The sequence below is a fragment of the Massilia rhizosphaerae genome, from assembly GCF_016093545.1.
Lineage (GTDB): Bacteria > Pseudomonadota > Gammaproteobacteria > Burkholderiales > Burkholderiaceae_D > Telluria > Telluria rhizosphaerae.
On the sequence record NZ_JADKYX010000009.1, the window covers coordinates 229,233 to 243,144 of the forward strand.

Annotated in this window: 19 protein-coding genes and 1 tRNA gene; 11 read left to right on the forward strand and 9 right to left on the reverse strand. The window is 62.6% G+C overall.

All coding sequences use genetic code 11. From position 1 onward, the window contains the following. Positions 1-19: 19 nt before the first annotated feature. Both ISF28_RS15605 and gpmA read right to left on the reverse strand, forming a co-directional pair. Positions 20-1,450 carry a murein hydrolase activator EnvC family protein gene (locus tag ISF28_RS15605; RefSeq protein ID WP_370663444.1) on the reverse strand — a complete coding sequence of 477 codons (1,431 nt, stop codon included), beginning with the start codon at positions 1,448-1,450 and terminating at the stop codon, positions 20-22. Between the two features lie 36 nt (positions 1,451-1,486). Next, complete coding sequence (gene gpmA / locus ISF28_RS15610; protein ID WP_198118082.1) at positions 1,487-2,233, reverse strand: 2,3-diphosphoglycerate-dependent phosphoglycerate mutase; 747 nt, start codon at positions 2,231-2,233, stop codon at positions 1,487-1,489. Between the two features lie 88 nt (positions 2,234-2,321). On the opposite strand from gpmA, the gene ISF28_RS15615 reads away from it, so the two are divergent. The 5 genes from ISF28_RS15615 to ISF28_RS15635 all read left to right on the forward strand — a co-directional run bounded on the left by ISF28_RS15615 (position 2,322) and on the right by ISF28_RS15635 (position 5,277). Then, on the forward strand, positions 2,322-2,726 hold the full coding sequence (locus ISF28_RS15615) for a rhodanese-like domain-containing protein (protein WP_198118083.1): 405 nt from the start codon (positions 2,322-2,324) through the stop codon (positions 2,724-2,726). A 17-nt stretch (positions 2,727-2,743) separates the two neighbouring features. Then, positions 2,744-3,013, forward strand: a complete 270-nt coding sequence (gene grxC, locus ISF28_RS15620) for a glutaredoxin 3 (RefSeq protein ID WP_198118084.1) — start codon at positions 2,744-2,746, stop codon at positions 3,011-3,013. Positions 3,014-3,148: 135 nt separating this feature from the next. Beyond that, the gene (secB, locus tag ISF28_RS15625; protein WP_198118085.1) at positions 3,149-3,622 is read left to right on the forward strand and encodes a protein-export chaperone SecB; all 474 of its coding nucleotides are present in this window, start codon (positions 3,149-3,151) and stop codon (positions 3,620-3,622) included. Positions 3,623-3,752: 130 nt separating this feature from the next. Continuing rightward, complete coding sequence (locus ISF28_RS15630; RefSeq protein ID WP_229519111.1) at positions 3,753-4,208, forward strand: SH3 domain-containing protein; 456 nt, start codon at positions 3,753-3,755, stop codon at positions 4,206-4,208. Between the two features lie 10 nt (positions 4,209-4,218). After that, entirely contained in the window at positions 4,219-5,277 is a 1,059-nt protein-coding gene (locus ISF28_RS15635; RefSeq protein ID WP_370663442.1) for an NAD(P)H-dependent glycerol-3-phosphate dehydrogenase, read from the forward strand. 95 nt (positions 5,278-5,372) lie between these two features. Here ISF28_RS15635 and ISF28_RS15640 read toward each other — a convergent pair whose 3' ends face one another. From ISF28_RS15640 to mscL, 4 genes are read right to left on the reverse strand one after another with little or no spacing between them, the layout of a single operon-like run. Next, entirely contained in the window at positions 5,373-5,744 is a 372-nt protein-coding gene (locus ISF28_RS15640; RefSeq protein ID WP_198118086.1) for a cupin domain-containing protein, read from the reverse strand. An 11-nt stretch (positions 5,745-5,755) separates the two neighbouring features. Continuing rightward, positions 5,756-6,442 (reverse strand): DUF2461 domain-containing protein, encoded by a 687-nt coding sequence (locus ISF28_RS15645; protein ID WP_198118112.1) that lies wholly within the window; start codon positions 6,440-6,442, stop codon positions 5,756-5,758. A 14-nt stretch (positions 6,443-6,456) separates the two neighbouring features. After that, positions 6,457-7,608, reverse strand: a complete 1,152-nt coding sequence (locus tag ISF28_RS15650; protein WP_198118087.1) for a Do family serine endopeptidase — start codon at positions 7,606-7,608, stop codon at positions 6,457-6,459. Between the two features lie 15 nt (positions 7,609-7,623). After that, a complete protein-coding gene (mscL, locus tag ISF28_RS15655; protein ID WP_307727445.1) occupies positions 7,624-8,055 on the reverse strand; it encodes a large conductance mechanosensitive channel protein MscL in 432 nt (143 codons plus the stop codon). Positions 8,056-8,322: 267 nt separating this feature from the next. Here mscL and petA point away from each other — a divergent pair, with 267 nt between their 5' ends. The 6 genes from petA to ISF28_RS15685 all read left to right on the forward strand — a co-directional run bounded on the left by petA (position 8,323) and on the right by ISF28_RS15685 (position 12,518). Then, positions 8,323-8,937, forward strand: coding sequence for a ubiquinol-cytochrome c reductase iron-sulfur subunit (petA, locus tag ISF28_RS15660; RefSeq protein WP_198118088.1), 615 nt, complete (start codon positions 8,323-8,325; stop codon positions 8,935-8,937). A 1-nt stretch (position 8,938) separates the two neighbouring features. Next, entirely contained in the window at positions 8,939-10,354 is a 1,416-nt protein-coding gene (locus tag ISF28_RS15665) for a cytochrome b (protein ID WP_198118089.1), read from the forward strand. 28 nt (positions 10,355-10,382) lie between these two features. Beyond that, the gene (locus ISF28_RS15670; protein ID WP_198118090.1) at positions 10,383-11,147 is read left to right on the forward strand and encodes a cytochrome c1; all 765 of its coding nucleotides are present in this window, start codon (positions 10,383-10,385) and stop codon (positions 11,145-11,147) included. A gap of 90 nt (positions 11,148-11,237) precedes the next feature. Further along, positions 11,238-11,849 (forward strand): glutathione S-transferase N-terminal domain-containing protein, encoded by a 612-nt coding sequence (locus ISF28_RS15675; RefSeq protein ID WP_198118091.1) that lies wholly within the window; start codon positions 11,238-11,240, stop codon positions 11,847-11,849. An 89-nt stretch (positions 11,850-11,938) separates the two neighbouring features. Then, entirely contained in the window at positions 11,939-12,421 is a 483-nt protein-coding gene (locus tag ISF28_RS15680; protein ID WP_198118092.1) for a ClpXP protease specificity-enhancing factor, read from the forward strand. A gap of 21 nt (positions 12,422-12,442) precedes the next feature. Next, positions 12,443-12,518 (forward strand) — tRNA-Thr (locus ISF28_RS15685). A gap of 273 nt (positions 12,519-12,791) precedes the next feature. Here ISF28_RS15685 and ISF28_RS15690 read toward each other — a convergent pair. From ISF28_RS15690 to ISF28_RS15700, 3 genes are all read right to left on the reverse strand, one after another. Next, positions 12,792-13,100, reverse strand: a complete 309-nt coding sequence (locus ISF28_RS15690) for a HigA family addiction module antitoxin (RefSeq protein WP_198118093.1) — start codon at positions 13,098-13,100, stop codon at positions 12,792-12,794. A 33-nt stretch (positions 13,101-13,133) separates the two neighbouring features. Beyond that, positions 13,134-13,412: a type II toxin-antitoxin system RelE/ParE family toxin gene (locus tag ISF28_RS15695; protein WP_198118094.1), complete on the reverse strand. Its 279-nt coding sequence runs from the start codon at positions 13,410-13,412 to the stop codon at positions 13,134-13,136. 129 nt (positions 13,413-13,541) lie between these two features. After that, the coding region (locus ISF28_RS15700; RefSeq protein WP_198118095.1) for a transposase at positions 13,542-13,912 on the reverse strand (371 nt) is incomplete at its 5' end.

Genomic DNA, 13,912 nt, shown 5'->3' on the forward strand with positions numbered 1-13,912 from the left:
TGGATTGTGCTTCCGGAAATTAGAACCTGATCCAGCCCGATGGATCGAACGCTTTTCCGAGATGCCTGAGCTCAAAGTATAGCCCCGATTCCTCGTTACCGCCGGTGTTGCCCGCACTGGCGATGACGTCGCCAGGCTTGACGGCGTCGCCGGCACGTTTCACCAGCGTCTGGTTGTTGCCGTAGATCGACAGATATTCGCCGCCGTGGTTGATGATGATCAAATTACCGTAGCCGCGCATCCAGTCGGCGAACACGACGCGGCCGGCCGCGACGGCGTGCACGTCAGTCCCTTCCGGCGCCTTGATGAACATGCCGCGCCACGTCGGGCCGTCGCCGCGCTTGGCGCCGAAGCGCGCGACGACCTTGCCGGCGATCGGCGCCGGCATGCGGCCGCGCAGGCTTTCGAAGGCGCCGCTCGGCAGGTCGGCGGCCAGTGCGGTGTCGGCGCTGCGCTGCGGCGCTTCGGTCGTTTGCGGCGCCTCCTCGGCCACGCGCGTCTCTTCCGGCTCCGGCTTCGGCTCGGGCAGCGGCTTGACGGGCTTGCCCGTCCTGGCGGCCTCGCGCGCCAGGCGTTCGCGCTCCTCCCGCCGCGCCTTGGCCCGCGCCAGCGCCCGCTCTCTCGCCTCGGCGGCCGCTTTCGCGCGTGCGGCGGCGAGGGCCTGCTGGCGCTTGCGCTCGGCGGCGGCCGCGATTTCCTGTTCGCGGATCAGGCGCGTCAGGCGGTCGACGAGGCCCGTCATGCGCTGCTCGTCCTGCTCCAGCCGGCTCGCCTGCTTGCGCTGGTCCGTCAGCTTGCTCGACAGATTTGCCAGCAAGCTGGCGCGCTTGCCCTTCTCTTTTTCGAGCAGCGTCTTCTGGGCCGTCTGCTCCTGTGCAATTTCTTCCAGCTCGTCCTTGGCGTTCTGCGTCTGGGCGTGATTCGCCTCGACGGCCGCCAGGTTCGCGCGCAGGGAATTCAATAATTTGGCTTGCGCCTGCGACACATAGGCCATCATCTGCAGGTCGCGGTTGATACGGTTCGGATTGTCGCCCGACAGCAACAGCTTGATGCGGTCCTCGTTACCGGCAACATAGTGTTCGCGCAACAACTTGGCCAGTTGGCGCTTCTGGGCCGCGATGGTATCGCCGAGACGCGCTTCCTCGGCCGCGAGATCCGCGAGCTTGGTATTGGTGGCGGCCTGCTCGTCGGCCAGTTCGCGCAGCGAGCGGTTGGCGTCGGAGATCGCTTCTTCCGATTCGGCCAGCTCGTCGGCCGCGTCTTCCTTTTGGCTCTCGGTGCGGCTGATGTCCTTCTTGAGCGCACTGAGCTTTTGCTGGATGCCGGCGCGCGCCGCCTCGGCGGCGGCCTTCTGCTTGCTGCGCGCGGTCTGGCGCGGCGCCGCCTGCGCGCCGCCGATGGCGAACGCACAGGCCAGCAGGCCACATAGCAGCTTGCCGCGGACGGACAGGCCCGCGGACGTCGACTTCAAGAAGGACAGCAAGACTTACTTCGCCTTCCCTTGGTTGGCCACGGCAGCCATGGCGGCCGCGATCGCGTCCTGGTCGCCCAGGTAGTAGTGGCGGATCGGCTTCAGGTCCGCGTCCAGTTCATACACGAGCGGGGTGCCGTTCGGGATGTTCAGGCCGACGATGTCCTTGTCGCTGATGTTGTCCAGCATCTTGATCAGCGCGCGCAGGCTGTTGCCGTGGGCCGAGATCAGGATCTGCTTGCCGGCGCGGATGGCCGGGGCGATTTCTTCGTCCCAGGCCGGCATCACGCGGGCGACGGTGTCCTTCAGGCATTCGGTCAGGGGGATCTGCGCCTTGTCCAGGCCGGCGTAGCGCGGATCGTTGAACGACGTGCGCGGATCGTCCGCTTCCAGCGCCGGCGGCGGCGTGTCGTAGCTGCGGCGCCAGACCAGCACCTGCTCGTCGCCGAACTTGGCGGCGGTCTCGCCCTTGTCCAGGCCTTGCAGGGCGCCGTAGTGACGCTCGTTCAGGCGCCAGTCGTTCTTGACCGGCAGCCACATCATGTCCATCTCGTCCATGGCCAGCCACAGCGTGCGGATCGCACGTTTCAGGACCGAGGTATAGGCCAGGTCGAAGGTGAAGCCGGCTTCCTTCAGCAGACGGCCGGCCAGCTTGGCCTCGTTGATGCCTTTTTCGGTCAGGTCGACATCGGTCCAGCCGGTGAAACGGTTCTCGAGGTTCCAGGTGGACTCGCCGTGGCGCATGAATACGATTTTGTACATAGGTGCTTTATAGAAAAAAGTGAGCAGGAAATACCGATCCGACTTCTATTTTATAATGCGATGATTCAGTTCAACCAACGGAACCTTCGTGAAATTCATCATCGACCATTTCATCACTGTTGCGATCGCCGTCCTGTCGGGGGGCGCCCTGCTGTGGATGTCGCTGGCGCCGCGCGGCCGGCAAGCCTCGCCGCTGCAGGCCACCCAGATGATCAACCGCGGCAAATCCACCGCCGTGATCGACGTGCGCGGCACCGACGCATTTGCTAACGGGCACCTGCGCGACGCGAAACACATTCCGCTGGCAGACTTGGGCAATCGTACCGGCGAGCTGGACAAGTCGAAGGTCAAGACCATCATTGTCGTCGATCAGGACGGCAAACACGCCGCTAAAGCGGCGCGCCTGTTGAAAGCGGCAGGATTCGAAGACATCTATGGCCTGGAAGGCGGCATCGCGGCCTGGACGGCTGCCGGCCTGCCCCTGATCAAATAATTTGAAAGGATTCTGCCATGACAGCCCATGTTGTCCTCTATCACACCGCCAGCTGCCCCTATTGCGTGCGCGCCGAGCGCTTGCTGGAAGCCAAGGGCGTGACCGACATCGAGCGCATCCGCGTCGACCTTGATCCGGAGCAGCGTGCCGTCATGATGCAGCGCACGGGCCGCCGCACCGTGCCGCAAATTTATGTGGGCGACACCCACGTGGGCGGCTTCGACGACCTGTACGCGCTCGACCAGGCGGGCCGCCTGGATCCACTGCTCAAGGGCGGCGCAGCCTGATCCAGTGGGGTTGTCAAGGTCCGGCAACTATTGAAACCGAATTGGTTTTGATACAATGGCTGGCACCTTGACAAGTCAAGCACCTCGAATGGCAGGCGATGCCGTTCTTTTCAAAAAATTAAACGAAAGCGTTCCATGGCTGACGAAAACCTGCAACCCGTATTCCAAATCCAGCGTATCTACCTGAAGGATCTGTCGCTGGAACAACCGAATTCCCCGGCGATCTTCCTGGAGCAGGAAGCCCCGACCATCGAGGTCTCGCTGGACGTCGGCGCCGAAGGCATCGCCGAAGGCATCTACGAATCGACCGTCACCATCACCGTGACCGCCAAGGTCAAGGATAAAGTCGCATTCCTCGTCGAAGGCAAGCAGGCAGGCATCTTCGAAGCCCGCAACATCCCGGCCGACCAAATGGATCCGCTGCTGGGCATCGGCTGCCCGAACATCATCTATCCTTACCTGCGTAGCAACATCGCCGACGTGATCACCCGTGCCGGTTTCCCGCCGGTCCACCTGGCCGAGATCAACTTCGAAGTGTTCTACCAGCAGCGTCGCCAGGCGCTGGCCGAGCAGGCTGCCGCAGCAGGCACGCCGGCCGGTAACCAGTAATATCCCGGGCGTCCCGCGCCGCCCGTCCCGGGCGGGCCGGGCGCCTCGTTTCACTGACGCGCTTTTGCCGACACGCTTCACTGCCGGTCGCTCCAGCCCGGCCCAGCGTGTACCGTATCCAAAGGCCCACATGCGCCCCATCCGTTTCCGCCATCGACTCATCGCAGGCAGCATGCTGCTGCTGGCCTCGTGCGCGGCCGCCGCGTTCGATTTCAAGTCGATCGGCGCGCATGCCGCCATCCTGTACGAAGCCCCGTCCACCCGCAGCGGCAAGCTGTTCATTGCGCCCAGCGGCATGCCGGTCGAGGTCGTCCTCAGCTATGGCGACTGGGTCAAGGTGCGCGACGTCACGGGCGATATGGCCTGGACCGAAGCGAAGAACCTGTCGGCCAGGCGCAACGTCATCGTGCGCGCCGCGTTCGCCAAGGTGCGTTCCGCGCCCGAGGACAATGCGCCCGTCGTGATGATCGCCGAAAAGAACGTCCTCCTCGAACTCGTCGATCCGCAAGCCGGCAACTGGGTGCGCGTGCGCCACCGCGACGGCATCGGCGGCTACGTCAAAGCATCCGACATCTGGGGCCTCTAGCCCCTCTTTCATGCCCATGCACGAACCGAAACCACCTCAAAAGATCACCGTCCTCGGTGCCGGCGCCTGGGGCACGGCGGTGGCGATCGCGCTCGCCGCGCATCACGACGTCCTGATGTGGGGACGCAATCCCGCGCAGATGGCGCAAGTCGCCGCCGCGCGCGAGAACACCCATTACCTCCCCGGCTTTCCGCTGCCGGACGGCCTGAACGTCACGTCCGACTTCGATGCGGCCGTCGCCCATGTCGTCGACATGCGCGTAGGCGAGGCTGCGTCCCAGCCCGGAACGGAACCGCTGCTGATCGCGGCCTGCCCGGTGGCCGGACTGCGCCCGCTGCTCCAGCAGCTCAAGGGCCGCGCCATTCCGAACATCGTCTGGCTGTGCAAGGGTTTCGAATACGAAACCGGCCTGCTGCCGCACCAGGTCGTGCGCGAGGTGCTGGGCGATGCCGTGCCGGGCGCCGCGCTGTCCGGGCCGTCGTTCGCCCAGGAAGTCGCGCGCGGCCTGCCGTGCGCGTTGACGGTGGCCTCGACCGACCGGACGCTGCGCGAAAGAGTCGTTTCTCTCGTACATGGCGGCAATATCCGCGTGTATTCCTGCGATGACCTGGTCGGCGTGGAAGTGGGCGGCGCCGTCAAGAACATCCTCGCCATCGCCACCGGCACGGCCGACGGCCTGGGCCTTGGACTGAATGCGCGCGCCGCGCTGATCACGCGCGGCCTCGCGGAAATCACCCGCCTCGGCACGGCGCTGGGCGGCCATGCGGGCACCTTCATGGGGCTGACGGGGATGGGCGACCTGATCCTGACATGCACGGGCGATTTGTCGCGCAACCGCCGCGTGGGCCTGGCGCTGGCCCAGGGCAAGCCGCTCGACACCATCGTCCGCGAACTCGGTCACGTGGCCGAAGGCGTGCCCTGCGCCAAGGCCGTGCGCGAACTGGCGGCAAGGCTGGGCGTCGACATGCCGATCACCAATGCGGTGGCCGGCGTGCTGTTCGATGGCGATTCCGCCAGCGATATGGTGGGCAGGTTGTTGGCGCGCGATCCGCGCGATGAGCTGGCCTGATACGTTCGCACGATGCATGGTGGGCTCGGGGAGCCCACCCTACGTATCGATTGACGTAGGGTGGGCACCCCGTGCCCACCGGAACGTTTCCGAGATCAGGCCGGAGGTTGATTGCCTGTCGGCCCACCCGAGTTATCGCCGGGATGCAGCAAAATGGTCAGCAACGCGACCGCATCCTCGTTGGCCTGGACCGAGTGCGGCTCGCCGCCGGCCAGGTAGACCATCTCATTCGGCCGCAGGATCGTCGTGCGGCCGTGGGCCTGGAACGCGATCTCGCCCTCCAGGCACAGCAAGGTCATCTCGCCTTCGACCCAATGTTCCGGCAGGGGTTTTTCCTTGGGTATCACGAGCCGGATCAATTCCATGTGATCCGTCTTGATCAATGCGATCGACGTGAAATTCGCGATGTCGTCTTCGCCCCGCTGGAGTGCGATCCGCTCGCCCGAAACTGCGTGGTGCAACGCCATGTGTAACTCCCTTACTCTTCGAATGTCTGCGGCACCCCGCGCAGCCAGTTGACCAGCGCGGTGGCGTCCTTGAATCCCTGCGCGAGCCGCGGCACGAGCTTGTCAGGGGCGTTGATGTCCAGCTTCTCTTCGTTCCAGACGAAATAACTCTTGAGCTTCAGGTATTCGACCAGCGGATGGTTCGGATCGAAGCCCTTGGGCGGGCGTTGCAGCTTGTCTTCCGGCTGCAGGTCGCCATACGTCTCGCGCAGATGTTTATTCTTCAACATTTTGGCGAACCCTGTCGCATCGTTGACGACGTGCTCGCGGATCGCCTTCAGGCGCGCCGCCGGCGGCAGGTATTCGCCGGCACCGTACAGCAGCGTGCCGTCCGCTTCGATGTGGAAGTAATACGTCGGCCCGCCGCCTTCGCTGGGGCGGCGCTTGTTGCCGGGAGCGATGCCGGCCGAGAAATGCGTTTTATACGGCGTCTTGTCGTGCGAAAAACGGGTGTCGCGCTGGAAGCGGAACATGGCCTTCTTGGGGTCGCAGGCGACGACCTGCTTGTCGAACCGGCCGACCTCCTTGATGAGCGCCGTCAGCACTTCCAGGAATTCGATCCGGAGGATGTCGTAACGGGGCTTGTTCATGACGAACCAGGGCCGGGTGTTGTTCTCTTTGAGTTCGGAAAGGAATTGCGTGAGATCGCGCAGGTGCATGAAGGGTCCGATCATCAGGGGGTCTGGCGCGGACGACGGCCGACGGTCACGGCGATCGTCGTCTCGCGGTTCTTGCGCATCACCGTCATCCGGGCCTTGTCGCCGGGCGGCAGGTCCGCGATGAGGTTCATCATGTCGTTGGTATTGCTCACTTTTTTGCCTTGCACGGCAAGCAGGATGTCGCCGGGACGCATGCCGGCGCGGTCGGCCGGGCCGCCGCGCACGACGCCGGCGATGATGGCGCCGCGGTCGCGCGCGAGGCCGAAGCTGTCGGCCAGTTCCGGCGTGATGTCCTGCGATTCGACGCCGATCCAGCCGCGCACGACCTGGCCATGCTTGATGATGGCGTCGAGCACGGTCTTCGCCGTCGACACGGGAATCGCGAAGCCGATGCCGACCGAGCCGCCCGTCTGCGAATAGATGGCCGAATTGATGCCCAGCAGATTGCCGCGCGTATCGACGAGCGCTCCGCCCGAGTTGCCGAAATTGATGGCGGCGTCCGTCTGGATGAAATTCTCGAAATGGTTAATGTGCAAGTTGTTGCGGCCCAGCGCGGAGATGATGCCGAGCGTGACGGTCTGGCCCACGCCGAACGGATTGCCGATCGCCAGCACGACGTCGCCCACGCGCGCCTGCTCGGGGTCGCCCAGCACGATCACGGGCAATTTATCGGCCTTGATGCGGATCACGGCCAGGTCCGTTTCCGGATCGGTGCCGACGATGCTGGCGGCGGATTTACGTCCGTCGGCCAGGCCGACCTCGATCTCGTCGGCGCCTTCGACGACGTGGTAATTGGTCAGGATATAGCCGTCCTTGCTGACGATCACACCCGAGCCCAGGCTGGCCATCTGTTCCTGCGGCAGCGCCTTGTCGCCGAAGAACCTGCGGAAGAACGGGTCCTTCAGCAGCGGATGCGTCTCGCGCAACGCTTTACTGGTGAGGATGTTGACGACGGCCGGCATGGCCCTGCCGGCCGCGTCGCGGTAGCTGGCCGGCGCCGGGCCGCCGCCGGGCGCCTGCAGCACCGGCACCGCACGACCCGGCCCGCCCACGCCCACCTGCGTGGGCGCACGTCCCGCCCACTCCGGCCGCAGCGCCGCGATCACGACGTAGACGCCGAGGGCGATCGTGACGGTTTGTGCAAACAGCAACCAGTAGCGGCGCATCGGGAACTCCCGCGTTTATCGCTTCAGCGCGTCGCGGATTTCGCGCAGCAGCACGACCTCTTCCGGCGGCGGCGGGGGCTCGACGACGACCACTTCCGGCGCCTTGTTGCCCGGGCTGCGCAGGCGATTCATGAGGCGCACCATCTGGAAAATCACGAACGCCAGGATCAGGAAGTTCAGCAAGATCGTGAAGAAATTTCCGTAAGCAAGCACGGCGCCGGCCTTCTTGGCCTCGGCCAGCGGCAGGCCGTACGGCTGGCCGTTGAGCGGGAGGTAGTAACTGGCGAAATCGAGGCCGCCGAACAGCTTGCCGATGGGCGGCATGATGACGTCCTGCACGAGGGAATCGACGATGCGTCCGAACGCGCCGCCGATGATCACACCGACCGCCAGGTCGATGACGTTGCCCTTCATCGCGAATTTCTTGAACTCTTCCAGCATAGCCATCCCAGGCCCTCCTTTGTATTTTTAAAAACCTTGCAAGGTTCATAGCGATGATACAGGAAACCCGGGGCAATCCGATCCAGTGAGAAAACCTTACGGTCAAGTGATCCAAATCAAATAAATGTGCTTTTAAAAAAACGTCTGACGGCGCAAACATTTTTGCTTTAGTTTGCAAAACCGATCACCTATAATCGACTGTTGCAAAAAAACCTTTTACTGGTTTGCAACGTATTGCATTGCAACATTTCGCATTTGACGAATGGAGTTGGTATGAGTAATGAGAAGCAGGTCGATCCAGGCCGGCGAGGCTTGCTCGTGGCTACATGCGCGGCGGGTGGCGTTGTCGGTGTTTCAACGGCCGGGGTGCTGGTCAGTACGTTGCAGCCCTCCGAACGAGCAAAAGCGGCCGGGGCTCCGGTCGAAGCAGATATCTCGGACGTCAAGCCGGGAGAACTGAAAGTCGTGGAATGGCGCGGCAAGCCTGTGTGGATCCTGCGCCGGACGCCCGAAATGCTGGCCACCTTGCCGGAGAACGACAGCCTGGTCGCCGATCCGAATTCCGATAGGTCGTTCCAGCTGCCGGTGCCGCCCTACGCCAAGAACGAATTCCGCGCCTACGAAAAACACAAGGAAGTCCTCGTCGTCGTCGGCATCTGCTCGCACCTGGGCTGCTCGCCCTCCCCGCGCTTCACCGAAGGCCCCCAGCCGAACCTGCCGGACAACTGGCACGGCGGCTTCCTGTGCCCTTGCCATGGATCGACGTTCGACCTGTCGGGCCGCGTCTTCAAGAACAAGCCGGCCCCGGCCAACCTCGATGTTCCCCCTTACATGTATCTGTCCGACAACAAGATCTTGATCGGCAAAGACGAGAAAGGCGAGGCATAAGATGGGCGCAGCGTTCAAGGAAACCAAACTCCCGGCCGACGCGCCGAAAAGCCACCGGGCCCTGGCCTGGGTCGACGACCGCTTCCCCCTGTCGAAGCTGTGGAACGACCAGTGGGGCCGCTACTACGCGCCGAAGAACTTCAACATCTGGTATCTGTTCGGCTCGCTGGCGATGCTGATCCTGGTGATGCAGATCGTCACCGGCATCTTCCTCACCATGCACTACAAGCCGGACGCCAACCTGGCGTTCGGTTCCGTCGAATACATCATGCGCGAAGTCCCGTGGGGCTGGCTCGTGCGCTACATGCACTCGACGGGCGCGTCGGCCTTCTTCATCGTCGTGTACCTGCACATGACCCGCGGCCTGCTGTACGGCTCGTACCGCAAGCCGCGCGAGCTGATCTGGCTGTTCGGCTTTGCGATCTTCCTGTGCCTGATGGCCGAGGCCTTCTTCGGCTACCTGCTGCCGTGGGGCCAGATGTCGTACTGGGGCGCCCAGGTGATCGTGAACCTGTTCAGCGCCATCCCGTTCATCGGCCAGGACCTGTCGCTGTGGATCCGCGGCGACTACGTCGTGTCGGACGCCACCCTGAACCGCTTCTTCGCGTTCCACGTGATCGCGATCCCGCTGGTGCTGCTGGGCCTCGTCGCCGCGCACCTGATCGCGCTGCACGAAGTGGGCTCGAACAACCCGGACGGCATCGAGGTCAAGGACAACCTCGGCCCGGACGGCCACGGCGTCGATGCGATTCCGTCGCATCCGTACTACACGACCAAGGACTTGTTCGGCGTGTCGATGTTCCTGTTGATCTTCAGCAGCATCGTGTTCTTCGCGCCCGAGATGGGCGGCTACTTCCTGGAATACAACAACTTCCTGCCGGCCGACTCGCTGAAGACCCCGCCGCACATCGCGCCGACCTGGTACTTCACGCCGTTCTACTCGGTGCTGCGCGCGACCACGTCGGACTTCATGTGGGTCGTGATGGCCGGCCTGGCCGCGTACGTCGTGTTCATCTGGCTCCGGTCGCGCCTGTCGTTCAAGACCAAGGCCACCGTGACCGTGATCGCCATCCTGGCCGAGATCGGCATGCTGCCGCAGGTGCTGGACGCGAAATTCTGGGGCGTGGTGCTGTTCGGCTCGGCCGTCGTGATCCTGGCCCTGCTGCCGTGGCTGGACCATTCGCCGGCGAAGTCGATCCGCTACCGCCCGAGCTGGCACAAGACCGTGTATGCCGTGTTCTTCCTGGCGTTCCTGACGCTCGGCTACCTCGGCACCCAGCTGCCGACCCCGACCTACACGCTGGTCGCCCAGGCCTGCACGCTGCTGTACTTTAGCTTCTTCCTGCTGATGCCGTGGTGGAGCACGATGGGCCGGTTCAAGCCGGTGCCCACGCGCGTCACGTTCACCCCGCATTGATTTCCGGAATTCAAGCCAAAGGACAACCATGAAGCTTTTTTCAAAAAAACTGCTCGCGGTCCTGGCGCTGCTGCCGGGATTCGTGTTCGCAAACGAAGGGGCGTTCCCGCTCGACCGGGCGCCCGAACGCACCGATATGGCCTCGCTGCAAAACGGCGCCAAGCTGTTCGTCAACTACTGCCTGAACTGTCACTCCGCATCGGCTATGCGCTACAATCGCCTGCGCGATCTGGGTTTGAGCGAAGACCAGATCAAGAACAACCTGCTGTTCTCGGGTGAGAAGGTGGGCGACATGATGACGATCGCGATGCGTCCCGCGGATGCGAAAGCCTGGTTCGGCGCGGTGCCGCCGGACCTGTCGGTGATCACGCGCGCGCGCGCCTCGAGCGCCGGCTCCGGCCCCGACTACATCTACACCTACCTGCGCACTTTCTACAAGGACGATACCCGCCCGACCGGCTGGAACAACATGGTCGTGCCGAACGTCGCCATGCCGCACGTGCTGTGGCAGTTGCAGGGTGTACGCACGGCCAAGATGGTCGAGGAACCGGATCCGCACGAGCCGGGCAAGACCGTGCACCGCTTCGCCGGTTTCGAACAGGTGACGCCGGGCAAGCTGAGCGAGCAGGAGTTCGATTCGCAGGTGGCCGACCTGGTCGCCTACATGGACTGGATGGCCGAACCGGCGCGCGACTTTCGCAAGCGCCTCGGTGCGATCGTCGTGATTTTCCTCGCTTTCTTCGCTTTCCTCGCCTGGTCGTTGAATGCTTCTTATTGGAAAGACGTAAAGTGAGTTGATTGCCCGGTTATAATGCGGGCAATGTCTATTCGGGGTGAGCCGCCTGGCGCTTCACCCCTTTGTTTCTTGAAGGAACTATAAACCATGATGGTTCTCTACTCCGGCACCACGTGCCCGTTCTCCCAGCGCTGCCGCCTGGTCCTGTTCGAAAAGGGCATGGACTTCGAAGTGCGCGACGTGGACCTGTTCAACAAGCCCGAGGACATCTCGACGATGAATCCGTACGGCCAGGTGCCGATCCTGGTCGAGCGCGAACTGATTCTGTACGAATCGAACATCATCAACGAATACATCGACGAGCGCTTCCCGCATCCGCAGCTGATGCCGGCCGACCCGCTCATGCGCGCCCGCGCCCGCCTGATGCTGTTCAACTTCGAGAAGGAACTGTTCGTCCACGTCAACACGCTCGAAAACGAGCGCAACAAGATGGGCGACAAGAGCCACGACAAGGCGCGCGCCGAAATCCGCGACCGCCTGACGACGCTGGCCCCGCTGTTCCTGAAGAACAAATACATGCTCGGCGACGAGTTCTCGATGCTGGACGTCGCCATCGCTCCGCTGCTGTGGCGCCTGGACCACTACGGTATCGAACTGTCGAAGACCGCGGCGCCGCTGATGAAGTATGCCGAGCGCATCTTCTCGCGTCCGGCCTACATCGAAGCCCTGACCCCGTCCGAAAAGGTGATGCGCCGCTAAGCGCCGCCTCCGTTGCACGCCAGTTTACGACGCCGCAAGCGAATCGAAGTACACTGGCGTGTAACATCCCGCATCACGCCCCGATAACTATGCCAGACATCTCCACCAAGCCGTACCTGCTGCGTGCCATCTACGAATGGTGCACGGACAGCGGCTACACGCCCTACCTGGCCGTCAAGGTCGACGCCGCCACCACGGTTCCGATGGAATACGTGAAAAAGGGCGAAATCATTCTCAACATCAGCTACGGCGCAACCTCCGGGCTGAAAATGGACAACGACGCGATCACTTTCCGGGCCCGTTTCAACGGCGTCTCGCGCGAGCTGTACATCCCGGTCCACAACGTGCTGGCCATCTACGCCAACGAAAACGGCCAGGGCATGGCCTTCGACGTCACGACGACAGCCGCCGACCTGCCCCCGCCCGCACCGGAACCTGCAGCCAGCCCGGCCCCGGGCCCCGGTTTGGCCGCCGTTCCGGCGAAAACCGCGTCCGAGGTGTCGCATGCACCCGACGACGACGACGAACCACCCAAAAAAGGCGGCCGCCCGACGTTGACCCGGATCAAATAAGGGTATAATTCTGGCCACATTGCCGGCTTAGCTCATCAGGTAGAGCAGTTGATTTGTAATCATCAGGTGGCGGGTTCGAGTCCTGCAGCCGGCACCAATAGAATCAAGCACTTGGCCCAGCCATTATGGTTGGGCTTTTTGTTTTGTAACGCCATCCGCCCTTCATGCCGGCCTTGATCGCCTCAATGCCCCGGTCACGCCTGGCCCTTCCGATTTCGCCAAGAATAACCGATTCCAAGAGCGTCAGCTCCAATCAGCCTAACTGGACACGGGCCGTCGATCAGAATGCCACAAAGCAACTACTCGGCATCTTGCCGCTCCTCGTCGACGTCATGCTCAACAAAGAAAGAGCTGTCAAGCTACCCCGGAGTTATGCAACCTGTAACTCAAGAGGCCGAATCGTATCCTTGATCAATTGCCCCTCTTCATCCGCCGCTTTCCGTAACTCATACATCATTTGAAGATTCATCCAAAACTCTGGAGTTGTTCCAAAGTATTGAGACAGGCGCAAAGCGGTGGCAGGGGTAACCCCGCGCCGCTCCCGCACGATGTCATTCACTCGGGTCGCGGTCAGATGCAAAGCGTTGGCCAGGGCGTTAGGAGACATACCTAATGGCTCCAGATATTCCTCGCGCAGAATCTCTCCCGGATGCACCGGGCGCATTCCGTTCGTAAACATATGCCCTCCATGGCGTAACGCCGTTGTTACGTTTTAGTGATAGTCGACAATCTCGACATTCACAGGACCATCATCAGTCCAGACAAAACAGACGCGCCACTGCGCGTTGATCCTGATGCTGTGTTGCCCGGCACGATCCCCGGCTAACGATTCCAGCCTGTTCCCAGGTGGAGACCTCAAGTCTCGCAGCTCAGTTGCCGCATTGAGCATTGTGAGCTTGCGCTCCGCTGCCGCCAGGATGTTCGCGAACCGAGCCACCCGGTTTCCTTCAAACAACGCCCTAGTGTCTGGGCAGGCAAAGGATCGGATCATTATTTTTGGCTCCGTGGCCGCTGTACGAAGCCAGTATATATCGCTTACCGATAAACGGCAAACTCCGTAGGAAAATGCCACCGCCGGGAAGGCCATCCTGACCTGATGACCGGAGACGGCACTAAGAGGCTATCCCAGTAGACCTGCTGAGCGCCAGGCGATGATTCCGCATACCAGATGAAGAAAGGCAAGGTAATTGCTCGCTTTCTTCGGCCAACGGATCAGCAAACCCCGAAACCGGTTCATCCAGCTGTGCGTGCGCTCGACGACCCAACGTCGAGCGCGAAATCCCGCATTTTTACTGATGTCCTGGGCTTCCTCCCCACGTGCCCGGATATGCGCGGTGAAGCCAAGCTGCTCAACCCATTGGCGGACCTGCTCATAATCGTAGCCCTTGTCGAGGCACAGTCCCTGCGGACTGTCTGACGTGGGCGTTGGCCGGTCCAACTGCAAATCTTCGATTGTCGGGCATACCATCTTCATGTCATGGCGGTTGGCGC